Genomic DNA, 22,443 nt, shown 5'->3' on the forward strand with positions numbered 1-22,443 from the left:
GTTATTTTGATGAATGTTTCGTTGAATCTCGCTGAATGAATTCCGTTCCGACAATAATTTTTCTAGGAACTGGGGGGGTATTCAAGCATAACTCTTTCATTGTCTCAACGGCTAGCTCACCCATCCATTCAGTATGAACTTTAACTGTTGTTAATGTTGGTGAAACATATTTTGCGACACTAATATCATTAAAACCAATGATAGAAATATCTTCTGGCACACGAATGGCTGCTTCTTGTAACGCCCGCATTGCACCAATCGCCAATGTATCACTTGCAGCGAAAAAAGCGGTTGGACGAGTGTCCGCTTCTTCAATAAAGTCTTTCATCGCTTGATAGCCTTCTTCAACAGAAAAAGCTGCTTCGACAACCCATTCTTGATGATAAAGGTCCAGATCTTTTAAGGTTTCTTTAAAAGCGACAAAACGTGGATCAACCAATGCCACGTGGGACTCTTTCGTATATTCTTGCCCAGAAAGCATACCAATTTTCTGATGCCCTTGCGCCAAAAATTCTTGCACAATTGTTTTAACACTTCCAGCAAAATCAACAACAATGGAGTTTTGGCCAAAAGCCATTGCATCAAAGTCTACAAATAGAAGAGGTGCGCCTAAGGCGGCTAAGGCCGCCACTTGCTTTTCATCAAATTTTCCTAGGGCAATTGTCCCATCAAATCTTTTTTGAGACAGGTTTGTCAGAGATTCTTTGACTAAAAGAAAACCCAATTCCTCTGCCCGCTTTTCAACACCTAAACGAATCGATAAATAGTAAATATCATCCAGTTCTTCTGGATCGCTGAACCATTGGACAAACCGAATTTTCTTTTTGCCTGCTTGTTTTTTTCTGGCTCGCTTTTTATAATTTAACGTTTCTGCTGTTTCAAATATTTTCTTCTTCGTTTCATCACTAACTGATAATGTTTCATCATAGTTCAAAACTCTCGAAACTGTCGCTGAAGAAACACCGACTTGCTCTGCTATATCTTTAATGGTTACGATGTTCCTCACCTCAAATTAATCATTTTCAATACATTGAATAAATCGTTCAAAAGCACGACGGCCTTCTTCATCACGTTTAAAGACGCCGGCATCTGTTAAAATTTGAACAAAAATTGTCCCAATTCCTTGTTGGATCACTTCTTTGACATTGGCTTCAGTGATGGTTTGCTGACTGAGTTCATCCGCCCAAGCTCGATGACTTTCAGCAATTTGATTGGGTTGCTTTAATAAATACTTTTCGACTTCTCTTAATTCTTGTGCCAGCCTTGGTGGCAAAATAGCTAGTCCCATTACTTCAATTAAGCCAATATTTTCTTTCTTAATATGTTGTACTTCTGGATGTGGATGAAAAATGCCATCTGGAAATTCCTCCGAAACATTATTATCTCGTAAAACTAAATCCAATTCAAATAATGACCCTTTGCGTCGGGCAATTGGCGTAATCGTATGATGCGGTGTGCCATCTTTTGAATAGGCCCGAACTGAGACACGTTCATCAGAATAATTGCGCCATTTGGTCAAAATTAATTCGGCCGCCTCAACTAGTTCCTCTTGACGATCACTTTGAAGACGAATCACAGACATCGGCCATTTTAAAATACCAGCAGTTATCTCAGGATATTTTTTCAAAGAAAATCTTTTTTCCATTGGTGCTAAATCCATTGGAAATGTATGACGTCCTGCTTGGTAATGATCATGAGATAAAATAGAACCACCAACAATTGGCAAATCTGCATTAGAGCCCACAAAATATTCAGGGAATAACTCCGTAATTTTAAGGAGTCGCTGGAACGTTTTTTTCTCGATTTTCATTTCTCGATGTTGTTGGTCCAAGAAAATCGCATGCTCATTATAGTAAGCATATGGCGAATATTGAAAGCCCCAAGCTTCGTCCTCTAAATTTAGTCGGATAATCCGATGGTTTGTACGTGCTGGATAATTTACACGGCCATAATAGCCTTCATTCTCCATACATAACATACACGCTGGATATTTTTTTTGACTCATTTTCTTTTCAGCCAAAATTTTTCGAGCATCCTTTTCTGGCTTCGATAAGTTAATGGTAATTTCTAGTTTACCATAGGGTGAGTCCATTGGGAAAATAATATTTTTGGCGATTGCTTTCGTTTTAATGTAGTTATTCGTTTTACATAACTGATAAAAATAATCCGTTGCTTTTCGTGGAGACTCTTGATAATAATCCATAAACTTCTGATTAATGATGGTTGGGGTCGGCGTAATAAAATCCATTAACTCCGCTTCTAGTTGTTCTGCTTCCGTAATTGAGTCATCGATTTGGTGATTGGCTTGTGCAATATTTAAAAGATGTTCCACCACACGCAACGGTTCTTGCTCACAAGCAACCGCTTCTGGTTGTTCAAAAAAATCACAGCCAACTAGTTTGGCAATCCGATTCGTCAAATAATAGCGGTCTGTTTCCGTCCAATCGCCATTTTCTATGATTATCTCTACAAATGCAGCAATCCATTTACTACTTTCTTTCATCATCTGATGTTCTCCTATTCATTATAGCCTTGAGGATGTTTCACATGCCATTGCCAAGCGGTGGCGATAATATCCTTGACCTCAGTTACTTCTGGTTGCCAGCCTAAAACTCGTTTGGCTTTTTCACTAGAAGCAATTAACGTACTAGGATCCCCTGCTCGGCGTGGGGCGATTGTCGCAGGAATTTCTTGACCTGTCACTTCGCGAGCAGCATCTAACATTTCTTTAACAGAATAGCCGTTGTTGCTACCCAGGTTAAAGACGTCACTTTCGCCGCCATTTTTCAAGTATTCTAAAGCCAAAATATGTGCTGCAATCAAGTCTTCAATATAAACATAATCTCGAATGCACGTGCCATCTGGTGTATCATAATCATTCCCAAAAATACTTAGCTCTGCTCGTTGGCCTAATGCCACTTGTAAAATAATTGGCACAATATGCGTTTCTGGCGTGTGATCCTCACCAATTGAGGCATCTTTTTTTGCTCCTGCAACATTAAAATAACGCAAAGCAACATATTTCATTCCATAAGCGTTGTCGCACCATTTCATGATTTTTTCCATCATTAATTTACTTTCCCCATACGGGTTTTTAGGATTCGTTGGGGTTTCTTCTGTAATAGGCATTGCTTTTGGTTCGCCATAAGTGGCTGCTGTGGAAGAAAAAACAATGTGTTTCACCCCGAATTCTTGCATGACTTCCAAGGCAATTTGAGTGCCGTGAACATTGTTATTGAAATACATTAACGGTTGCTCCACGGATTCTCCTACTAAAGAATTGGCCGCAAAGTGCAACACCCCTTCAATTGATTCCTTTTCAAAGACACTACGTAAAAAAGCTTTATCACGAATATCGCCTTCATAGAAAGTCGCTTGTTCATGAACGGCTGAACGATGCCCCGTTAATAAATTATCAACAACCACAACGGCATATCCTTTTGAAATTAATTGATCGACGGCATGTGAGCCGATGTAGCCTGCGCCACCTAATACTAAAATAGACATTTAAAGCCTTCCTTTCTAAAATAACTTTCTGGCACCATCATCAATTGATGCAGGATAAAAATCAGCAGCATAGCCAATTTTATCTTGATAACTCTGGCCAACAGCTTCAATAAATGCATCTATATTTTGCTTTGGTACCAAAGCAATACTACAACCGCCAAACCCTGCACCAGTCATCCGTGCGCCCAAAACGCCTGGTTGTTCTTGCGCACAAGCCACTAAGGTATCCAACTCAATGCCAGTTACTTCGTAATCTTCTTTTAGCGAACGATGTGAGGCATTTAATAATAAGCCAAATTCTTCCAAATCCCCTTCAGTTAGCGCTTGTTTTGCCAATAAAGTTCGTTCATTTTCTGTGACGGCATGACGCGCTCGTTTAATCAACGCTGGATCTCCAATCAATGCTTGATATTGTTCAAATGTCTCGCTGTCTAATTCACCTAAAAATTCAATAGATAACTCTTTTTGAAGCAAACGAACGGCTTCTTCGCATTCTGCACGACGTTCATTATATTTTGAATCTGCTAATTCACGGCGTTTGTTAGTATTCATAATGACAATCGTATACTCACCTAATTTGGCGGGAACCATTTCATAGTGCATATTATTGGTATCTAGTAGAATAGCTTGATCTTTTTCTCCCATCCCTACGGCAAATTGGTCCATAATTCCTGAATTAACGCCAATAAATTCATTCTCCACTTTTTTACCGATTTGCACCAATTCAAGCATTGGACAGTGTAAAGCATATAAATCATTACAGATCGTTCCCATTAAAAGTTCAATAGAAGCAGAAGAAGACAAGCCAGCACCATTAGGAATCGTACCGTAGAAGAGCACATCTAAGCCAGAATCAATATTGTGTCCGCTTTCAATCAAGTAATTTAAAACGCCTTTAGGATAATTTGCCCAATCATCTGAATCTGAATAGGTTAAATCTTCTAATGAAAATTCGATGAGACCAACCTCTTTAAAATTATCAGAAAACATCCGAATTTTTTGGTCGTCTCTTTTTCTTGCCACACCAAATGTCCCTAAAGTAATAGCCGCTGGGAAAACATGACCGCCATTGTAATCTGTATGTTCACCAATCAAATTAATTCTTCCAGGGGCAAAATAACAGGCTGTCCCTTTCTCACCAAATATTTCTACAAATCGATTCATTAACAGTTCTTCCATCACTAATCGCTCCTTTCACTAGTAAACAAATTGTACAATATTTACTAAACTTTTGCAAATGTTTACTTAATATTTTCTTAATTGTCATTTCAATTGAAAACGTGTACAATACAATTAAATAAAGATTTATTTTCTTAGCATTTCTTTTTGACTATTTAAATAATCTAAACAACAAAGTTAAATTTACTAAATATTTACTTAAAGGAAGGATTGATTATTTTGACTATTTCAACTGAATCATTTGGACAAGGAATGCTTCTTTACACACTGACGAATAAAAATGGTGTGACTTTAAAAGCAACAGATTTTGGTGCGCGAATTGTTGCGCTCGACGTTCCTCTTACAAAAAATGAATCCCGATCACTCGTGCTAGGCTTTCCCTCAGCAGATGAATATTTGTCTAAAGACTTATATTTTGGTGCAACAATTGGTCGAACAGCTGGCCGAATTGCCGATGGCTCCTTTGAACTAGCGGGTAAAAAGTATCAAACGATGATTAATACTCCTACTCAAACAACACTTCACGGTGGCACACCTGGGTTTGAAAGTAAAAAATGGCACAGCGAAATCCAAGAGGCACAAGCGAATCCTTCTGTGAAATTTTGGCTAGAGAGTCCTGCTGGTGAAAATGGTTTTCCTGGAAATCTCACTGTTTCAGTCACGTATACATTGACTGAAGAAAATGAATGGCAAATTGAGTATCAGGCAACTACAGATGAACAAACACTTTTTAATCCAACCAATCATGTCTACTTTAATTTAACTGGAAATCCTACAATCCCCATTGATGCGCATGAGTTACAAATAAATGCCCAAAAGTTTGTCCCGCTTGATGAAAGAGTTTTACCGCTTGGAGAATTAGCTTCCGTCGACCAGACAGCTTTTGATTTACAAAAACCTAAAAAATTAGCTGAGGTTTTTTCAAGTAACGATGAACAAATCCAAAAGATGAACGGCTTCGATCACCCTTTCATCTTAACCAATCATGATTTAATTAACCCGGATGTTATCTTAAAAAGTCCTACTAAAGATATCACCTTAGAGATGTTCACTGATCAACCTTCAGTTGTTATTTTTTCAGCAAATTTTGCTGATAACGGTCCCGATATTCAAGGGCAAAAATTAGTCAATCACGGAGCGCTCACATTTGAAACCCAAGTCTGTCCTGGTGCTGAAAGATTTCCGTTGTTCGGTTCTATCACCCTCTCACCTGAACAGGAATTTCACTCAACGACCCGTTTCAAACTAATTTATTAAGTGAAATGGTGCTCTTAACCAAGCTTATCTTCGAACTAAAAAAGATAAGAATGGTTAAGAGCACTTCTATTATTTGACATTTTTAATCGCTCCATTTACACTATTTTCAATTAGAAAGGCGGTGATGTCTATGTATGCAATCAAATTTTTTCATGGCTATTTAACTGCAGATGGTAAACGTACGCGAGATAAATCAGGTTGTTTAGTTTACCACTCTGAAAAAGAAGCACAAAAATTAGCAGATAAAATTGGCGGGAGAGTTAAAAAAATTGGATAACCTTAGATAAAGGATAGATAAGCAAGGCTATTTTGCTATCTGTCCTTTTTTATTTTACATATTCCTCGACTTATTGTATTGATTTGATACAATAGAGAAAAAGCCTAAAGGAGCGCTTACATGAAACAAAATGACTTTGATTATATGCAAATGTTAAAAGGTGAATTATATTACGCCCCCACCATTTTACCCGAAAACAAATCAACAAAAGGCAAGGTGTTAGCTCAAAAAATCAATCAACTTCCTATCGATAATGTGAAAGAAATTGTGGCCCTAGAAAAAGAATTATTAGGAAAAACTGGCAATGAGTTATATATCACCCCACCCCTCCATGTAGATTACGGTCGCCATATTGAGGTAGGAGAAAATTTTTATGCAAATATGGATTGCATTTTTTTAGATGTAAACAAAATCATCTTCGGTGATAATGTCATGGTTGGCCCTCGTGCTAGTTTCTATACTGCCGGCCATCCAATTGATCCAACGATTCGAACTGCAGAATTAGAATTCGGTACGCCAATTATTGTTGAAGATAACGTGTGGATTGGCGGAAGTGCCACCATTTTACCTGGCGTTACAATTGGAAAAAATGCTATTGTTGCTGCTGGTGCTGTGGTTACAAAAGACGTTCCTGCCAACACGATTGTTGGGGGTAATCCAGCAAAAGTCATTCGCAAAATTGATGAAAACGATCAGCAATTTTGGACAGAAAAGCAACGGCAGTATCAAATCGCTAAGAAGCAATTCTTTCATGAATAAAAAATCCCCAATCCAATGAAAATAACGGATTGGGGATTTTTTTAATCTTCTTCATAATAATTAAACATCCAATGGATGCCAAACTGATCTTTTAGGGAACCATACTTTTTGGACCAAAAAGTTTCAGAAACGGCATTGTAACAGTGCCACCTTCAGATAATCGCTTAAATAAGCGATCAATTTTTTCATCATCATCTGTGCTAACCACGAGCGAAAGGTTATTTCCTTCCGTAACTTCAAAACCAAACATATCAGGAACATCTGAAATCATTACATAGGTTCCTTCAATAATGATACTTGCGTTCATCACTAAATCCTTTATCTCGTCGTTTATAGGATGCTCAGGATCTTCAGGTGCTTCGCCAAAAGTCATTAAATTTTGACATTTTGTATCAAAAACATCTTCATAGAACGCAATTGCTTCTTTTGCTTCACCTTTAAAATTTATATACAGCTCTAACAAATGACTCACCTTCTTTCATGATCAAATTTTATACTTTATTTTCTCATGATTTGTCAGAAAGCAAAAATAGTCTGCTTAAAAATCTGATTTTTCTAGTAACAAGGTAACAAATTTTTCCAAATACAGTTGGTCAACCGCATCATAGCTATTTGTTACACCACTATCAATATCTAAAACACCGACCAATTGATGATTTTTTACCATCGGTACAACGATTTCAGACATCGCAGCTGAGTCACAAGAAATATAATTGGCGTGTGTCTTCACGTTATCAACAATCAATGTAGCTTGTTTTTCCGCGGACTCACCACAGACACCTTTGCCCATTTTAATTCTGGTACAAGAGACTTTCCCTTGAAAAGGCCCCAAAACTAATTCTTCATCTTTATATAAATAATACCCAGCAAAAACGGTGTCTGGTAATGTTTGTGCAAGTAACGCGGACGAGTTTGCTAAATTTGCAATAGCATCCGTTTCTATTTCTAACAAACCGCTCAATTGTTGTAAGCACAATTCGTAGGCTGCTTTTTTGTTTTCTCTCGTTTGTTCAGTCATGCTTGGTTCATCTCCTTCATTTTGTCTTATTATAAAGGAAGATACGCAAAAGTGCTATGTTAAAGTGAGTCAAACAAACTTGAAACGCTGATACACGTTGTGAGCAGAAGCACTTTATAAGGATTAAACTGTGACGAGTAACCGCTAGACTGACACTATGCGTTGCTCAGAGCTGAACCTTGTTTCCTCTGTTTGGCTTTTTAGCATTCTATTTCTACCTAATTTTAAAGCAAGTTAAACCCATTGTCCTTTCAACATAATCTGGCGTTTCTGTGGTTTTCTAGCAATCACTTCTGCTGTAGAAGCTGCTTCTGTAAAAATAAAGTTTGCTTCGTCGCCTTCTGTAAACCAAAGGCGTTCTTCTTCAAATGAAAAAGGTGCTACTTTGCCACAGCCATGGACGTAAGCTTGAGTAAGTTGCTCTTCTGTAATCTTTCCTGTCATTTCACAAAAATTACGTAATTTTTCAAATAAATCACCTGAAACATTAGAACTCCAAGAGTCAAAAAAGCCATCACTACCTAAATGAACCGATACACCAGCTTGGCGTAACACATCAATTGGTGGCAATAAATAACGAGGATCATAGGGAATTGTAGACATAATCGCCGTTTGATGCGTTGCCAAGCGTTGGTATAGTTTTTCTTTTTCTGCTGGTCGTACATCTAGCAGCGCAAAGGCGTGACTGATAGCGGTTCGCTGAGTAAATTTTCGTTCTTCTAAAATGTCTAAAAATTTATCAATTGTATAAACGCCCACTTCCCCCGTATCATGCAAGTGGATATCGATTCCTACTTGAAATTCTTCTGCCAGATCGAAAATAGTTTCTAAAGATTCTTCAATTGCATAATCAATGCCTGCAGGATCTAAACCACCAACCATTGTTCCACCATTTTTTAGAGCTTCTCTCATGAGTAAAACCGTTTGGGGATTTTTTAATAATCCATGCTGTGGAAAGACAACAATATCATAATCAATCACATGCGCATATTTTTCTAAGGCTCTTTTGACGCCCCAGAAGTTTTCTAGTTCTACATAAGGATCAATGTTGACATGTGTCCGAATATAAGAGGCTCCATACCCAATCAATTTTTCAATCATGGCCGTCGCTCGTTGTTCTGTTGACGGAGCTAACAATTTAAGTTCACTGGCTTCGTCTGCTAAACGCTCTTTTAAATTTTTAACAGGTTGGCTAGCACGCCAGCCTAATGAAAGGTAGGTTTTATCTAAGTGATTATGACTCTCTTGAAAAGCGGGAATAGCCAGTTGTCCGTTTAAATCAGTGCCTTGTTGCTTTTCAGTGACTTGATTTTGCGGAATAATCGCTTGGATTTTGCCTTCTTGAATCGCTAAAGTATAGCGTGCGGTTTTAGTATACGTTAATTCGTGGTGGTCTTTAGCAAAACCAGTTTCTAAACGAACATTATTCAAATAAACAATGGATGCTGTCATTCTTTTTCCCCCTTTTGAACGGCTTCAACCAGTTGTCCTTTTAGTATCAGTTGTTGGATTGGCTGTTGGCGTGCAATCACGTGAGCAGTGCTCTCAGCATTAAATAGTAGGAAATCTGCAGAATCGCCGACGTTAGGCCAAACTTGCTGCCCGTTAGGATCAAGAGGCGTTACAAAATTACTCGCTAAGCCCCATAAACGATTCAAGCGATACTCATCGCTAATTTTAAATCTTTGAGCGGCTGTATTTAATTTTTCTATTGTATTGCCACTGCCAAAAGGCGACCAATGATCCGTCAAACTGTCATGAGCCACGGAGATCTTAACACCTTGTTCAACCAAGGTTGGAATCGGCATGGTGGGCATTCCAATTGGTACAGTCGAAGTCAAATCAATACCTGTTTCGATGAATTTTTGCGCAATGTCTCTAATTGCTGCTTCTTCTAAGCTCCCTAAGGCTAAAGCATGACTTAAAGTGACTTTGCCAAACATCTTTGCTTGTTCTGTATAATCAACAAATTTATTAAATTCATAAAGTCCCAAAGTATCACGGGCGTGTAAATGAACATCAATTTTTTTATTAAATGTGGTAGCTAATTCAAATATTTTTGCGATTGAATGATCCACATGACGATCCACAAGGGCTGGATCAACGCCGCCGACATGAGTTGCCCCCATGCGTAAGGCTTCGCGCATCAAAGGTTCGACTTGTGAGCGGAGTAATCCGTGTTGAGGAAAAGCCACAATTTCATGAGTAATGTATTGTTCATATCGACTAAATGCTTCTTTAGTAATTTCAATATGTTTCGTTCCAATAGATGGATCTACATTACAATGACTGCGAATATGATAATGGCCTTGTTGAATATACTGCTCAATAACTTGGCAAGCACGTTCTAAACTAGTTGGTAATTGTTCAGGTAACAGCCAAGTTTCTTCTTCAATACGTGTTAAAATTCCTTTCGTTAGTGGACGACATGCCTTCCAAGGTCCCCCAAAATACGTTTTATCAATATGAATATGCATTTCTCTTAGCGCAGGTAAAACGAGTTGCTGATTCACATCGATAACTGTTTCGTTCTCTAAAGGCCTTAACTGCGGTGCGACCGCAGTACAGACCTCGTTTTCAATTCGAATATCATAGCTAGCTGTTTCTGTCGCAACAATTCGCTGATTCACAGTAGAAAATCCTGTTTCTAATTTACAGTTTTTTAAAAGCATGACAAACCCCTTCCTACCTTCATTCAATTAGTTAACATAAGCCCATTTTAAACTGTACGTGGGTCCAAATGAATGCCAATACAGATCCTTGATTTTTTGATTAGCTAATACAGAAATGCTTCGATTGTAGATTGGTGCTAAAACCGTTTCCTGATTCACCAAAATATCTTGTGCTTGAGCAAAGTCATTTAAACGAGCCTCTTGATCAGCCGCATGTGTTGTTCTAGTTTCTTGAATTAATTGATCATACGTATCACTCTTGAACGTTACGCCGCCCAAGGTACTATCCGAAGTAAAGATGCGCATAACTGTTAATGGATCACGATAATCGGTTCCCCAACCAGATAATTCTAAATCATAGTCTCTCGTTTGATCACGATCAACACGAATAGTAAAAGGAACTTGAGTAACATTCACTTCTAATCCATCTAGATTTTCTTCCAATTGAAATTGGAAAAACTCAGCAGCTTTTTTGGCGCTGTCTGTATCATCTGTTAAAAATTCTAATTTGATTTTATCCAGCCCAATTTCTTTTTTCCCTTTTTCCCAGAATTCTTTTGCTTTCGCTGTATCGTAGGTTAAGTAGTTATTTTTCTTAGCAGCTAGTTTTGTGAAATCTGTTCCATCTGGCGCAATCGTTTGTCCCGGCGGAATTACTTGATCTGTAGCCGTTGATTGATCTTGCAAGACTTCTTTTACAAAACTTTCTTTATCAAAAGCTTGTGCCAACGCTTTACGAATATTGTTGTTCGCTAAAGCCGGATTTTCTTTTCCATCACGAACGCTGTTCATTTTTAAAAAGTATGTGACGAATTGAGGAATTGAAAGAAAGGCTGGATTATCAACATAACCAGGAATAAATTCACCACTTAGCTTATTCACTACATCCAATTCATTCGAGTCAAACAAATTCACCGCTGTCGTTGGGCTCTTAATTACTGAAACTTTCGCTTCTGTTAATTTAACTTTTTCAGCATCCCAATACGTATCATTTTTTTCGTAGGTCCAGTCATCAGAAGAGGCATTATCCCATTCTTTCAATTTAAAAGGACCATTATAAATCAAATGTTCTGCATCAGTAGCATATTTATCCCCTTGTTCTTTGATATATTTTTCATTTTGTGGAAACAAAACAGGAAACGAAAGTAATGATTTCAAATAAGGGGTGGGCCGTTCTAAAGTTATTTCTAACGTTTTATCATCTAGCGCCTTAACCCCAAGAGTATTCACATCTGCGCCTTCTAAAGCAATTTCCTTAGCATTTTTAATGACATCAAAAAATAAAGCTTGATGAATCGATCCTGATTTAGGGGAAGCAACTTGTTGCCATGCATAAACAAAGTCGTTTGCTGTTACTGGATCATCATTCGACCATTTGGCATCTTCTCTAATCTTAAATGTATAAACGGTTTCATCTTCAGAAATCGCTGGTTCTTCGGCAGCGACCCCCAACTCTAATTCATCTTCTTTACCTAAAACATAGAGTCCTTCATAAACTTGATTCATGACTAAAGTCGAGGTCGTATCCCCCGCTGTGTGTGGTTCCATTGTCGAAATAGCCGCTTCAGAACTAATTGCAATTTTTTGTTCCGCTGCTTTGTTACTATCAGCCGAGTTTCCCGTTCCCGCCTGACAAGCCGTTAAAGCTAAAAGCAACCCGACGCATCCTAACATTTTTAATTTCTTCATACCGATCCCTCCATTTTACAAACTATAACCTTCAAATTTACCAGAATTTTCTGATAAAATATAGAAAAAGAAGCATATCTGATAAGAGTCTCAAAAAACTTACAGATTATAGAAATACTTGAGAAATTTAAAGTAGCTGAAACAATAGTAAAAGCATTAAAAATTAAGTATACTATTGCTATATCTTTAAACGATGCGTTTCTATAGGTTGTAAGCGCTGATTGTTCTTATTTGGTCACTTGTGACTACCAATCACGTGATGACTTGGAACTTTTTTCTATTAGTATAAGGATACCTTATTTTCCCTAAAATAGTTTTGTAACATCTTACAATAAATACACTTAATTTTTAGATAATTCATACAAAAGGAGGCCTTGCTAATGATGACGGTCAATGATCTACTCCATGCAGAAGAACTACCTGGTTTAACCTTATTGACGCACGAGACCAATTTAGATGCGCCAATTCTACAAGCAAATATTTTAGAAAATCCTGATGCTTTTGACTGGTTAACGCCAGGAGAAATTTTATTAACTACCGGCTATATTTTCAAAGATCAGCCTTGCTTGCAAAAACGTCTTATTCAAGAACTAGCAAATATGAACTGCGCTGCTCTAGGCTTTAAAGTCCAACGTTATTTCAATGAAGTTCCACAAGAGATGATCCAATTAGCGAATGACGTCGGATTACCAATTCTCTCAATCCCTTATAATTACAACTTTTCTCAAATTATTTCATTGGTCAATCGCCGAGTCAATCAACCTGACGAAACGATTAGCCAACATTCTGTTCATATGCATAATAAATTTTATACAATTATCAAAGCTGGCGGAAAAAGTACCCAATTACTGGAAGTATTAAGTGCCGCGATTCAAGCGCCTGTAATGCTTTTAGACGAGCGTTTTCAGATTATGAATCATTTTGATTTACCTGATGCGCCAACAAGAATCACCAGTATTTTAAATAACGCGACTCTCAAAAAACAGTTTGAGACAGCTTTAAAAGCCCAGAACAATGAGCTCCTATTATTTTATAAAGAACCATTGACTGTTGAATTTTCCTTAGCGAACCATCAGTTATCTTTGCGAATTTTACCCATCAAAAAGAAAAATCTCAGCTTATCTTACTTAGTGATTTGGCAAACTACCAAAAAATTACAGACGATTGATTTATTATCTGTGGAGGTCTGTGCTCACTACCTTTTACCACAACTTCAATTAGAATCTTCGGAAAATTTAACAACGAGGCAAAAGATCGGGGCGCTGTTTCAAGACCTTATCCAAGAAAAAAATACCAATCCTCAAGCTTGGCAAGAATTTAGTAATTATCTGCAATTAAATGAAAAAGATACATTTAGTCTCTTGCTTGTAGCCATTGAACAATTGGAACAACTGTTTAATCCGACTATTCAAATGAATAGCATTGGCCATCAATTGAATCATATTTTAGAAGGATATCGACAAAAAATTACTGCCTTTCCTACACAAACTGGCTTTATTTTATTACTAGAAAATCCAGCGCAAGAGGAAGCCACCTACCTTGCACAAACCACTCATCTTGCCAAGAATTTACTAGAGCAACTAATGAAACTGAATCCAAAATTATCATTTAAATTAGCGATTGGGCCAACTGTCAAAAAAATCACCAATCTGTGTGATTCTTATAAATTAGCACAAGAAACATTCCACTTAGCACAAGCAAGTCAAGAATTACAACAACGAACTATTTTGAATTATGACGACCTCTTTTTTTATCGTTTAATGATCGAAACCCTGACCAAACAAGCCAAACAAAAAATATATCAACGATTGATTGAACCATTAGAAAAAGAAGATCAAAAACATGAAAGTTCCCTACTAGAAACCATCAACACCTACTTTCAATCGAATAAAAATATTTCGTTGACTGCCACAAATATGTATGTACATCGTAATACAATTATTTACCGCTTAAAAAAAATAGAAGAGATTCTTCACTTAACTTTAGAATTTCCTGATAGTTCGCTACAACTAAGTTTGGCTGTTTATTTATATAAACAAAAATTACTATAAAAAGGCCACCACGAATAGTAAATCGTGGCGGCTTTTTTAACTGTTTCAATTTTGTTAGCGAATAATCATTACAGAAATTGGTGCATATCGAGCCATATAAGCTGCTTGGCTACCAAAAAAGCTTTTTAATTTGCTAGTTGACTTGGAGCCAATAATTAACAAATCTGGTTTATTCAAAGGAATAAGCTTATTAATAATTAATTCTCCTGGGTTCCCTTCATTGACAATTACACTTACTTTATCGATGCCATTCGCTAACGCTTCTTGTTGATATTTTTCCGTTTGTTTCTCTAATTTCGCCAACTGTTCTTGCCAATAATTTTTATCTAACGATTGGTAAACATTAATCTCTTTCTCTTCTAAAATCGAAACAATAACCAATTCAGCTTGTTCTTCTTTTGCTTTTTGGATAGCATAATGAAATGCTTTTAACGCATCTGGCGACTCTTCAACACCAACCATAATTTTTGAAAATTTCATTATTTAACCTCCTCTACTTGTTGCTCCATAGCTGCAAGCTGCTGTGCATATCGTTTATCGCCTTTATATAATTCCACAACCGTCCAAACTAACAAGAGGATGACGAGTGCTATGATGACATAGGCAATATTATCGGCTAACGTAATTTGACTCGCTGTCGGATTATCACCGAAGAATCCTTCAATTTGATCAGGTAAACCTTTCATATTGAGGTAAATTAAGCCAATGACAGAAACCCAGCCTAACAATTTAATTAACCACGAGTTTTTAAAATGTTCACCCATTTCAACACGGCTATCTGTAAACATCAGTAAAGGCAACATCGAAAATGGCAAAGCAAATGCTAGAAAAACTTGTGAATTGTTCATTAAATTATTAATCGCAATATGCTCCTCCACTGTACTTTTTCCGCTGGTCATTAAAACACAGATTAAGACAGGAATAACAGATAACAAACGTGTGACCATCCGACGTAACCAAATTGGTACGCGCATATGAATAAACCCTTCCATAATGATTTGACCAGTTAACGTTCCTGTAATTGTTGAATTTTGTCCTGATGCCAATAAGGCTACCGCAAATAAAATTGATAAAATTCCAGAACCTGCAATATGCGCTAAAATAGAATTACTCATAACCGCTGGATTTGATAAAGCATCAAACAAACCAAAGAATGAAGGATCTTTGACACTGCCGGATTTAAAAACGGCCACACCCATAATCAATAATAAAGAGTTAACAAAAAATGCCATCGTTAATTGAATATTAGAATCCCAAGTTGAAAAGCGTAAAGCGCGTTGAATATCGGTTTTATCTTTACGATCAATTTTACGACTTTGCACAACAGAAGAATGTAAATACAAATTATGAGGCATCACTGTTGCACCAATAATCCCCAATGCACCTGTCAGTGGCGTTTGCCCATTCACCGCATGTGATGTAGAAAAAGCTTCTGCGCTAGGAACCAGCCCTTTAATTACATCTCCCCATACTGGATTTGACAATGCCACTTGATAAGCAAAAATCACAAAAATAACAACAATTAAAGCAACAACAATAGCTTCAATTTTTCTAAAACCAATTTTTGTCAATAACAACAAAAGTAAAACATCAAATACCGTAATGAAGACAGCCAGACCTAAAGGAATATGAAATAATAAATATAAGGCAATTGCGCCCCCGATAACTTCAGCGATATCTGTAGCCATAATTGCTAACTCTGTTAAAATCCATAATACAATACCTAACGTCTTACTAGTTCTAGCACGAATCGCTTGTGCTAAATCCATCTGTGAAACAATGCCTAATTTAGCAGCCATATATTGGAGCAACATTGCAATCAAACTGGAAATTAAAATAATCGACATCAATAAATATTGAAAATTTTGTCCCCCAGTAATTGAAGTAGACCAGTTTCCTGGATCCATATACCCCACTGCTACCAATGCTCCTGGACCTGAGTAAGCAAATAACGTTTTCCAAAAACTCATATTTTTAGGCACGTCGATGGTGCCATTAATTTCTTCAAGCGAAGGACCATTTGCATATTCAATCAAATGATGTCTTTGCTTTGGTTCATGTTCTTCTGAATTTTTCAATTCAATTCCTTCTTTCGTTTTGCAATAATTTTAAAAGGCCCTTCCTGTTAGAAGGTTAACCTCTAATATATTTTAGGTACACCTAAAATATACTGCTAAAAATAACAAAATGCAAGACTTGAAAGAAAATTTTGACAGTGTAAAAATAGATTGTCGTAAATGTGCGGTCTTAAAGTTTGAAGAAATCAGGGTAGCTGGTAGTTGATTATCTTAAGAAGTAGAAAATAAGAGACCTAAGTCATTTCGGCTTAGGTCCCTTATTTTATTTTTATTCGGTTATTCTATTAAGAATGGTTGCTACAATTTCTGTCGTGTCAGCTGAATGATTTCTAAAAATCTCGGTAAACTGAATCTGACGAAAACCTTCAAGTACTTCGGGCAACTTATTTTTCCCCCATTCAAAAGTTCCATCATTTCTTTTCAATAATCTCTGTAAAATTTCTTCTTTCTCGACCGCTAAAAAAAAATGATAAACGTCAATGCCTGCTCGTCTCAGATATCCAATCAGCTCTTCTTCATATTCATTTTTATAAAGGGTCATTGGAACAATAATCGGCCGTCCAGACTCTTTGGACATTCGTTTTAATAAATGAGCATTCCAGCAACGCCATTCCTGATACTCCTGAAAATCATTTTCTTTCATTTCTTCGGGAACTAACTCCATCAATGCACTACCAATAATTTCTGGATCATAAATGATTGCATTGGGAAGTTTTTGTTGTAACTCATGTGCAATGGTCGTTTTTCCGGCTCCAAACGCACCGTTTAACCAAATAATCATCATAATTTCCTTTCTTCTGAACAAATTTCTTTGTTGTTTAATTTAGGTGCTAGATTACTTTTAATTTTTTTAGCCATTCACTTATAGTTACTACTTACATCTTTAACAGTAAACGAGACAAACTAAAAATACAACATCCTATACTATTCACCTTGCGTTACATAACATACTCATCTGATAATTTCTCCCTAAAAAAACAGAATGTGGGCAATCTTTTTAAGAATCATTGAATAGAATAACAACAAACAGTAATTCAGGTATAACCAGCTAGAAATTGTTTTATTTTTAGTCACGAGTATGATAAGCATGTAAATCAAATAGAATCATATTAGGTGAGGTTACTCTGAAGAACACAGGTTATCGCTCGGAAATGTCGAGAGACAGTAACGAGTAAAGCAGGGATTGTCGAATTAAGGCTTTCCTAAGATAACTAGAATTTTTTTCTTACGTCTCAGAAAGCCAAAGCTCAATTATTGTGATTACCCTATAATCTTCTTCTTTTATTCGGCGACCTCTTTAATATGATTAATTGGAGGTTTTTAAATTGAAAGCTGTCACTGCATCATCTAAGAAAAATACCCTACTTGCTAAAAGTATCGGAAATCTTACCTTGCTCATCATTTTAGGCATTTTCATTTTTATCATCGTCTTCTCTTGGCTAAAAATGAATCGCCCTCTCCACACCCTTCCCTCAGAAGAATTCCTCGCAACACCAAGTAAAACAGATGATTTCTTATCTCCATCAAATCTTTTTTACTTTTCAATTCGAACCATGTTTCGAATGATTGTGGGTATGGCTTGGTCCTTCCTGTTTTCCTTTGTTTTTGGTATTTTAGCCGTAAAATATAAAACGGCACGAAGAGTCATTTTACCATTAGTTAATTTCCTTGAATCTGTTCCATTGCTAGGTTTTTTGACCTTTACAACTGCTTGGTTACTTGGTTTATTTCCAGGAAATGTGATGGGCGCAGAAGCGGTTGCTATTTTTGCCATCTTCACAGGTCAAGCTTGGAACATCATGTTGACTCTTTATCAAATAATGGAAGTTATTCCTTCAGATCTAGTCAATGTGACCGATCAGTTCAAGTACAATGCTTGGGAAAAATTTTGGCGGCTTGAATTTGTTTACTCAATTCCTGGCTTACTTTGGAACGTTATTATTTCTCAAACTGCGGCTTGGTTTGCCTTGGTGGCCAGCGAGCAAGCTTCTGTTGCCTTTCCTAAAGAAACCAACCTTTATTTACCAGGAATTGGTTCTTATATCCAAGTAGCATTAAATCGAGCCGACTTTAAATCCTGTTTATGGGCTGTTTTTGCCTTATTAATCAATGTGGTGATTTTAAACTTTTTAGTTTTTCAACCTTTAGTTCGAGCCACTTATTATTTTAAATATGAAACAGATGTCGAAAGTACAACGCCACCTAAATCCATCATTTATCATTTATTAAAAAAAGCAACTTTAACGAAATACTTTTCAAAAGCTTTTGTGAAATTCAGTCATTTTTGGATTTACGATTTACCAAAAGTTTGGTACTTTTTCAAGCTAGACTATCTCTATCGATTACTAGCAAAATTACGCCATTTCTTCAAAACATTATGGTATGTCAGCTTAACCATTATTGGGGTTTATTGTTCTATTAAGCTCTATCATTTCTTGCCCCATCAAGATTTCAGCATGATTCCTAGATTAACCCTTTATACTACGCTACGGGTTACCTTGGCTATGGTCGTTGCTGGCATTATCTTTACTCCCTTAGCAATCTGGGTTGCGAATGATAATCGGCGCTTAAGTATCGTTCAACCGATTGGACAAATTTTAGGCTCCATTCCGTCAAATGTTTATACTCCATTCATTGTGTTGATTATTAGTATGGGCTTCAACAAATTAGAATGGTGGATTTTACCACTCATCATGGTTGGTTGCCAATGGTATTTTTTCTTTAATGTAATTGCTGGCTACTTAGCCATCCCTGATGATATTCGTGACGTGACCAAACTTTTTAAATTATCTAAATGGCAATGGTGGACAAAATTTTTGATCCCTTCTATTTTACCTTACCTCATTACAGCAATTATTAACGCTGCTGGTGCTGCTTGGAACGCTGATATCGCAGCAGAAAGCATTCAATGGGGCAAAAAATCAATAGATGTTACTGGCCTAGGACAATATATTGCGGCAAACGATGGTGTAAAAGATAAATCTGCCTTAGGAACCTTAGCGATGTGTTTCGTTGTTGGTTTATGTATCGCCTTTGTTTGGCAACCTTTATATCGAGCAGCAAAACAAAAATTTCACTATTAATAGCTGGACGACTCAACTCGACTAAATTTTTAAGATAAACTAGAGAGGAGAACGATAGGTTATTTCCCTTGACCTATCTAATAAGACGATGGAAAATAAAGAATTATTAAGCATAAAATCAGTATATAAAGAATTTGAAATTGAAGGACATTCAGAACATTTAAAAGTCCTTGAAAATATTGATTTAACAGTTAAAACGAATGAATTTTTAAGTATTATCGGACAATCAGGAACAGGAAAATCAACGTTGCTCAGAAGTATCGCTGGACTTCTTCGTACAACTAGAGGTGAAATTACTTTTGAAGATAAAATCATTAATGAGCCTGATGCCAATATCGGCATGGTTTTTCAACATTTTGCCCTTTTTCCTTGGTTGACAGTTGAAAAAAATATCAGCTTTGGCTTAGAAAACCGTAAAGAAATTTCCCGTGAACAAATAAATAAAAGAGTCAGTAATCTCATTGAAATGATTGGTTTAACTGGTTTTGAAAAAGCTTATCCTAGAGAGTTATCTGGTGGAATGAAACAGCGTGTAGGCTTTGCTCGTGCTTTAGCCATCGAACCTAGCTTATTGCTCTTAGACGAACCTTTTTCAGCTTTAGATATCATTACAGCCAGCCAATTATCCAACGATTTATTAGAAATTTGGCTAAACAATCAAATTGCGACTAAATCAATTGTGATGATCACGCATGATGTCCAACAAGCAGTTCAACTTTCTGATCGGGTTGTATTAATGGATGCAAATCCTGGTCGTATTGCCAAAATTTACTCAATCGATATCCCCAGAAATCAACGTTCGCCAAAAACAACCATTGATATTGTAGAACAAATAACAGAAGAAATGGTTCGTCGCATTCATTTGTAAATAGAACTGTTTTGACTTCTGCTTATGTCTTGACAAAGAGTTACTTAAAAGACTATTATTTCTTTGTAATAAGTTAGGTGAGGCTCCTATACAAACATAGGCTATTGCTCAGAAATGTCGAGAGACACCAATGAGTAGAACAAGACTGGTCGAGGAGAAGGCTTTTCTCAAAATAGCTAAGAGTGATCTTTACGTTGTATAGTGCTAAAGCTCAACGTTCATGTTGATGTATATTTTTAGTCTCTAGTCAATCAGTTAAGTACTTTTATTTAAAATTAAGAGAGGAGTGAAAGTATGACTACTATGTTAGCAATCATTGGAACTGTTGCAATCATCACAGTTCAAGTTATTGAATATAATATGACAGAAATTCATATTCCTACTGCAGGAACATTTAATGACGATGATGCAGAACCCCCACATTCTTCTGTAATCCTTGTATTTATTCGCACTATACTTATCACTCTCTCACTTAACTTTCCATCTCATTTTTTTGAGATGGTTTTTTTATGTATTCTAGAAAATAATAACGAAAAAGACTGTTAAATCAATGATTTAACAGTCTTTAGTATACCGGCGGCCGGGGTCGAACCGGCACTCCCGTGAAGGAACTGGATTTTGAGTCCAGCGCGTCTGCCAATTCCGCCACGCCGGCAAGATATTTTGGAAGGCGGTAACCGGATTTGAACCGGTGATGAAGGTTTTGCAGACCTCTGCCTTACCACTTGGCTATACCGCCATATTCCATTTTTGTTACAAAAAAACTGGGGTAGCTGGATTCGAACCAACGCATGACGGAGTCAAAGTCCGTTGCCTTACCGCTTGGCTATACCCCAATAAAATTACAAAGGGCGACCGATGGGAATCGAACCCACGAATGCCAGAGCCACAATCTGGTGTGTTAACCACTTCACCACGATCGCCGTAATCTTAAAAAGTGTATCTATTAAATAATTAAATGGCAGGGGCAGCAGGAATTGAACCCACACCAACGGTTTTGGAGACCGTTGTTCTACCTTTAAACTATGCCCCTAAAATGGAGGAAAGTGGATTCGAACCACTGAACCCTAAGGAACGGATTTACAGTCCGTCGCGTTTAGCCACTTCGCTATTCCTCCATAAATGGCGTGAGACAGAGTCGAACTGCCGACACACGGAGCTTCAATCCGTTGCTCTACCAACTGAGCTACCACGCCTAAAACAAAAGCTTGTTCAAATAATTTTCAAGTAACAACATTAAATGGCGGTTCCGACGGGATTTGAACCCGCGATCTCCTGCGTGACAGGCAGGCATGTTAACCCCTACACCACGGAACCAACCGAGTAATGGAGGTTAACGGGATCGAACCGCTGACCCCCTGCTTGTAAGGCAGGTGCTCTCCCAGCTGAGCTAAACCTCCAAAAAGGAATGTTACTATTAAAATAAATGACCCGTACGGGACTCGAACCCGTGTTACCGCCGTGAAAGGGCGGTGTCTTAACCGCTTGACCAACGGGCCAGTTTGTAAATATGAAACGGAGAGTAAGGGATTCGAACCCTTGAGACAGTGTTTACCGCCTACATGATTTCCAATCATGCTCCTTCGGCCTCTCGGACAACTCTCCATAGCTGAAAGAAGCACATACTCATGATATTTCATATGTTAAACTCCGGCAGTAGGACTCGAACCTACGACATCATGATTAACAGTCATGCGCTACTACCAACTGAGCTATGCCGGAATAATCGCGTGGCGACGTCCTACTCTCACAAAGGGAAACCCTTCACTACAATCGGCGCTAAGAAGCTTAACTTCTGTGTTCGGCATGGGAACAGGTGTATCCTTCTCGCTATCGCCACCACACTGGGTGTTGTTTCTTATTGAGTTGAATCTTCATTCACTCAAAACTGGATTGAAGTTTGAATCAAAATAACCAAGTTGCTTTTACTTATCCATTCTTTGGTTAAGTCCTCGACCGATTAGTATTGGTCCGCTCCAACTATCACTAGCCTTCCACTTCCAAC

18 protein-coding genes, 12 tRNA genes, 2 rRNA genes, 1 pseudogene and 2 riboswitches (1 of these 35 cut by a window edge) are annotated in these 22,443 nt (G+C 37.4%); of the genes and pseudogenes, 7 read left to right on the forward strand and 26 right to left on the reverse strand.

Going from position 1 to position 22,443, the window contains the following annotated elements; translation table 11 throughout:
- Position 1: 1 nt before the first annotated feature.
- From IGI97_RS09645 to IGI97_RS09660, 4 genes are read right to left on the reverse strand one after another with little or no spacing between them, the layout of a single operon-like run.
- Positions 2-1,006 (reverse strand): LacI family DNA-binding transcriptional regulator, encoded by a 1,005-nt coding sequence (locus tag IGI97_RS09645; protein WP_002358146.1) that lies wholly within the window; start codon positions 1,004-1,006, stop codon positions 2-4.
- Positions 1,007-1,012: 6 nt separating this feature from the next.
- Positions 1,013-2,503, reverse strand: a complete 1,491-nt coding sequence (gene galT, locus IGI97_RS09650; protein WP_002358147.1) for a UDP-glucose--hexose-1-phosphate uridylyltransferase — start codon at positions 2,501-2,503, stop codon at positions 1,013-1,015.
- A 14-nt stretch (positions 2,504-2,517) separates the two neighbouring features.
- A complete protein-coding gene (gene galE / locus IGI97_RS09655; RefSeq protein WP_438738537.1) occupies positions 2,518-3,507 on the reverse strand; it encodes a UDP-glucose 4-epimerase GalE in 990 nt (329 codons plus the stop codon).
- 15 nt (positions 3,508-3,522) lie between these two features.
- A complete protein-coding gene (locus IGI97_RS09660) occupies positions 3,523-4,686 on the reverse strand; it encodes a galactokinase (protein ID WP_002386588.1) in 1,164 nt (387 codons plus the stop codon).
- 252 nt (positions 4,687-4,938) lie between these two features.
- Between IGI97_RS09660 and galM the strand changes: the two genes are divergently transcribed.
- From galM to IGI97_RS09675, 3 genes are all read left to right on the forward strand, one after another.
- Positions 4,939-5,943 carry a galactose-1-epimerase gene (gene galM, locus IGI97_RS09665; RefSeq protein WP_002399811.1) on the forward strand — a complete coding sequence of 335 codons (1,005 nt, stop codon included), beginning with the start codon at positions 4,939-4,941 and terminating at the stop codon, positions 5,941-5,943.
- 130 nt (positions 5,944-6,073) lie between these two features.
- Positions 6,074-6,220 (forward strand): hypothetical protein, encoded by a 147-nt coding sequence (locus IGI97_RS09670; RefSeq protein ID WP_002384758.1) that lies wholly within the window; start codon positions 6,074-6,076, stop codon positions 6,218-6,220.
- A 120-nt stretch (positions 6,221-6,340) separates the two neighbouring features.
- On the forward strand, positions 6,341-6,979 hold the full coding sequence (locus IGI97_RS09675; RefSeq protein WP_002379300.1) for a sugar O-acetyltransferase: 639 nt from the start codon (positions 6,341-6,343) through the stop codon (positions 6,977-6,979).
- Positions 6,980-7,020: 41 nt separating this feature from the next.
- On the opposite strand, the pseudogene IGI97_RS09680 reads toward IGI97_RS09675, so the two are convergent.
- From IGI97_RS09680 to IGI97_RS09700, 5 genes and pseudogenes are all read right to left on the reverse strand, one after another.
- Positions 7,021-7,451 (reverse strand): annotated as a pseudogene (locus IGI97_RS09680) (VOC family protein).
- A 66-nt stretch (positions 7,452-7,517) separates the two neighbouring features.
- Positions 7,518-7,997 (reverse strand): GAF domain-containing protein, encoded by a 480-nt coding sequence (locus IGI97_RS09685; RefSeq protein ID WP_002360627.1) that lies wholly within the window; start codon positions 7,995-7,997, stop codon positions 7,518-7,520.
- Positions 7,998-8,231: 234 nt separating this feature from the next.
- Positions 8,232-9,449, reverse strand: a complete 1,218-nt coding sequence (locus IGI97_RS09690) for an amidohydrolase (protein WP_002379298.1) — start codon at positions 9,447-9,449, stop codon at positions 8,232-8,234.
- Complete coding sequence (locus IGI97_RS09695; RefSeq protein WP_002386587.1) at positions 9,446-10,696, reverse strand: amidohydrolase family protein; 1,251 nt, start codon at positions 10,694-10,696, stop codon at positions 9,446-9,448. Before IGI97_RS09695 ends, IGI97_RS09690 begins: the two co-directional genes overlap by 4 nt.
- Entirely contained in the window at positions 10,697-12,358 is a 1,662-nt protein-coding gene (locus IGI97_RS09700; protein ID WP_002363656.1) for a peptide ABC transporter substrate-binding protein, read from the reverse strand.
- Between the two features lie 380 nt (positions 12,359-12,738).
- On the opposite strand from IGI97_RS09700, the gene IGI97_RS09705 reads away from it, so the two are divergent.
- On the forward strand, positions 12,739-14,409 hold the full coding sequence (locus IGI97_RS09705) for a PucR family transcriptional regulator (protein WP_002358159.1): 1,671 nt from the start codon (positions 12,739-12,741) through the stop codon (positions 14,407-14,409).
- Positions 14,410-14,463: 54 nt separating this feature from the next.
- On the opposite strand, the gene IGI97_RS09710 is transcribed toward IGI97_RS09705, so the two are convergent.
- The 3 genes from IGI97_RS09710 to IGI97_RS09720 all read right to left on the reverse strand — a co-directional run bounded on the left by IGI97_RS09710 (position 14,464) and on the right by IGI97_RS09720 (position 17,271).
- Positions 14,464-14,889, reverse strand: coding sequence for a universal stress protein (locus IGI97_RS09710; RefSeq protein WP_002358161.1), 426 nt, complete (start codon positions 14,887-14,889; stop codon positions 14,464-14,466).
- Positions 14,889-16,487, reverse strand: coding sequence for an Nramp family divalent metal transporter (locus IGI97_RS09715; RefSeq protein ID WP_002382010.1), 1,599 nt, complete (start codon positions 16,485-16,487; stop codon positions 14,889-14,891). Before IGI97_RS09715 ends, IGI97_RS09710 begins: the two co-directional genes overlap by 1 nt.
- 268 nt (positions 16,488-16,755) lie before the next feature.
- Entirely contained in the window at positions 16,756-17,271 is a 516-nt protein-coding gene (locus IGI97_RS09720) for an AAA family ATPase (RefSeq protein WP_438738539.1), read from the reverse strand.
- Positions 17,272-17,585: 314 nt separating this feature from the next.
- Positions 17,586-17,753, forward strand: a riboswitch (M-box (ykoK) riboswitch).
- 44 nt (positions 17,754-17,797) lie between these two features.
- On the opposite strand from IGI97_RS09720, the gene IGI97_RS09725 reads away from it, so the two are divergent.
- The 3 genes from IGI97_RS09725 (at position 17,798) to IGI97_RS09735 (ending at position 20,984) form a co-directional block, all read left to right on the forward strand.
- Positions 17,798-19,570 carry an ABC transporter permease subunit gene (locus IGI97_RS09725; RefSeq protein ID WP_002384764.1) on the forward strand — a complete coding sequence of 591 codons (1,773 nt, stop codon included), beginning with the start codon at positions 17,798-17,800 and terminating at the stop codon, positions 19,568-19,570.
- 88 nt (positions 19,571-19,658) lie between these two features.
- Positions 19,659-20,438, forward strand: coding sequence for an ABC transporter ATP-binding protein (locus IGI97_RS09730; RefSeq protein WP_002360638.1), 780 nt, complete (start codon positions 19,659-19,661; stop codon positions 20,436-20,438).
- 62 nt (positions 20,439-20,500) lie between these two features.
- Positions 20,501-20,668, forward strand: a riboswitch (M-box (ykoK) riboswitch).
- Between the two features lie 64 nt (positions 20,669-20,732).
- A complete protein-coding gene (locus tag IGI97_RS09735) occupies positions 20,733-20,984 on the forward strand; it encodes a hypothetical protein (protein WP_438738541.1) in 252 nt (83 codons plus the stop codon).
- Positions 20,985-21,009: 25 nt separating this feature from the next.
- Here IGI97_RS09735 and IGI97_RS09740 read toward each other — a convergent pair.
- The 14 genes from IGI97_RS09740 to IGI97_RS09805 all read right to left on the reverse strand — a co-directional run.
- A tRNA-Leu gene (locus tag IGI97_RS09740) sits at positions 21,010-21,093 on the reverse strand.
- Between the two features lie 13 nt (positions 21,094-21,106).
- Positions 21,107-21,177, reverse strand: a tRNA-Cys gene (locus IGI97_RS09745).
- 25 nt (positions 21,178-21,202) lie between these two features.
- Positions 21,203-21,274 (reverse strand) — tRNA-Gln (locus IGI97_RS09750).
- A 14-nt stretch (positions 21,275-21,288) separates the two neighbouring features.
- Positions 21,289-21,361, reverse strand: a tRNA-His gene (locus IGI97_RS09755).
- Between the two features lie 36 nt (positions 21,362-21,397).
- A tRNA-Trp gene (locus tag IGI97_RS09760) sits at positions 21,398-21,471 on the reverse strand.
- 4 nt (positions 21,472-21,475) lie between these two features.
- Positions 21,476-21,556, reverse strand: a tRNA-Tyr gene (locus IGI97_RS09765).
- A gap of 5 nt (positions 21,557-21,561) precedes the next feature.
- Positions 21,562-21,634 (reverse strand) — tRNA-Phe (locus IGI97_RS09770).
- A 45-nt stretch (positions 21,635-21,679) separates the two neighbouring features.
- Positions 21,680-21,755 (reverse strand) — tRNA-Asp (locus IGI97_RS09775).
- Between the two features lie 10 nt (positions 21,756-21,765).
- Positions 21,766-21,838, reverse strand: a tRNA-Val gene (locus IGI97_RS09780).
- 27 nt (positions 21,839-21,865) lie between these two features.
- Positions 21,866-21,937, reverse strand: a tRNA-Glu gene (locus tag IGI97_RS09785).
- A gap of 17 nt (positions 21,938-21,954) precedes the next feature.
- Positions 21,955-22,043, reverse strand: a tRNA-Ser gene (locus IGI97_RS09790).
- A 43-nt stretch (positions 22,044-22,086) separates the two neighbouring features.
- Positions 22,087-22,160 (reverse strand) — tRNA-Asn (locus IGI97_RS09795).
- Positions 22,161-22,166: 6 nt separating this feature from the next.
- Positions 22,167-22,282, reverse strand: a 5S ribosomal RNA gene (rrf, locus tag IGI97_RS09800).
- A 96-nt stretch (positions 22,283-22,378) separates the two neighbouring features.
- Positions 22,379-22,443, reverse strand: a 23S ribosomal RNA gene (locus IGI97_RS09805); it runs 2,848 nt beyond the window's last position.

The sequence above is a fragment of the Enterococcus sp. DIV2419 genome, assembly GCF_051711865.1.
GTDB lineage: Bacteria > Bacillota > Bacilli > Lactobacillales > Enterococcaceae > Enterococcus > Enterococcus faecalis.

What these genes read in the sequence shown, in the direction of transcription:
- galT (WP_002358147.1), bottom strand. Translation starts at nt 2,503, where the DNA reads ATGAAAGAAAGTAGTAAATGGATTGCTGCATTTGTAGAGATAATCATA.
- IGI97_RS09670 (WP_002384758.1), top strand. Translation starts at nt 6,074, where the DNA reads ATGTATGCAATCAAATTTTTTCATGGCTATTTAACTGCAGATGGTAAA.
- IGI97_RS09705 (WP_002358159.1), top strand. Translation starts at nt 12,739, where the DNA reads ATGATGACGGTCAATGATCTACTCCATGCAGAAGAACTACCTGGTTTA.
- galM (WP_002399811.1), top strand. Translation starts at nt 4,939, where the DNA reads ATGCTTCTTTACACACTGACGAATAAAAATGGTGTGACTTTAAAAGCA.
- IGI97_RS09720 (WP_438738539.1), bottom strand. Translation starts at nt 17,271, where the DNA reads ATGATGATTATTTGGTTAAACGGTGCGTTTGGAGCCGGAAAAACGACC.
- IGI97_RS09730 (WP_002360638.1), top strand. Translation starts at nt 19,659, where the DNA reads ATGGAAAATAAAGAATTATTAAGCATAAAATCAGTATATAAAGAATTT.
- IGI97_RS09685 (WP_002360627.1), bottom strand. Translation starts at nt 7,997, where the DNA reads ATGACTGAACAAACGAGAGAAAACAAAAAAGCAGCCTACGAATTGTGC.
- IGI97_RS09690 (WP_002379298.1), bottom strand. Translation starts at nt 9,449, where the DNA reads ATGACAGCATCCATTGTTTATTTGAATAATGTTCGTTTAGAAACTGGT.
- IGI97_RS09735 (WP_438738541.1), top strand. Translation starts at nt 20,733, where the DNA reads ATGACTACTATGTTAGCAATCATTGGAACTGTTGCAATCATCACAGTT.
- galE (WP_438738537.1), bottom strand. Translation starts at nt 3,507, where the DNA reads ATGTCTATTTTAGTATTAGGTGGCGCAGGCTACATCGGCTCACATGCC.
- IGI97_RS09660 (WP_002386588.1), bottom strand. Translation starts at nt 4,686, where the DNA reads ATGGAAGAACTGTTAATGAATCGATTTGTAGAAATATTTGGTGAGAAA.
- IGI97_RS09700 (WP_002363656.1), bottom strand. Translation starts at nt 12,358, where the DNA reads ATGAAGAAATTAAAAATGTTAGGATGCGTCGGGTTGCTTTTAGCTTTA.
- IGI97_RS09675 (WP_002379300.1), top strand. Translation starts at nt 6,341, where the DNA reads ATGAAACAAAATGACTTTGATTATATGCAAATGTTAAAAGGTGAATTA.
- IGI97_RS09710 (WP_002358161.1), bottom strand. Translation starts at nt 14,889, where the DNA reads ATGAAATTTTCAAAAATTATGGTTGGTGTTGAAGAGTCGCCAGATGCG.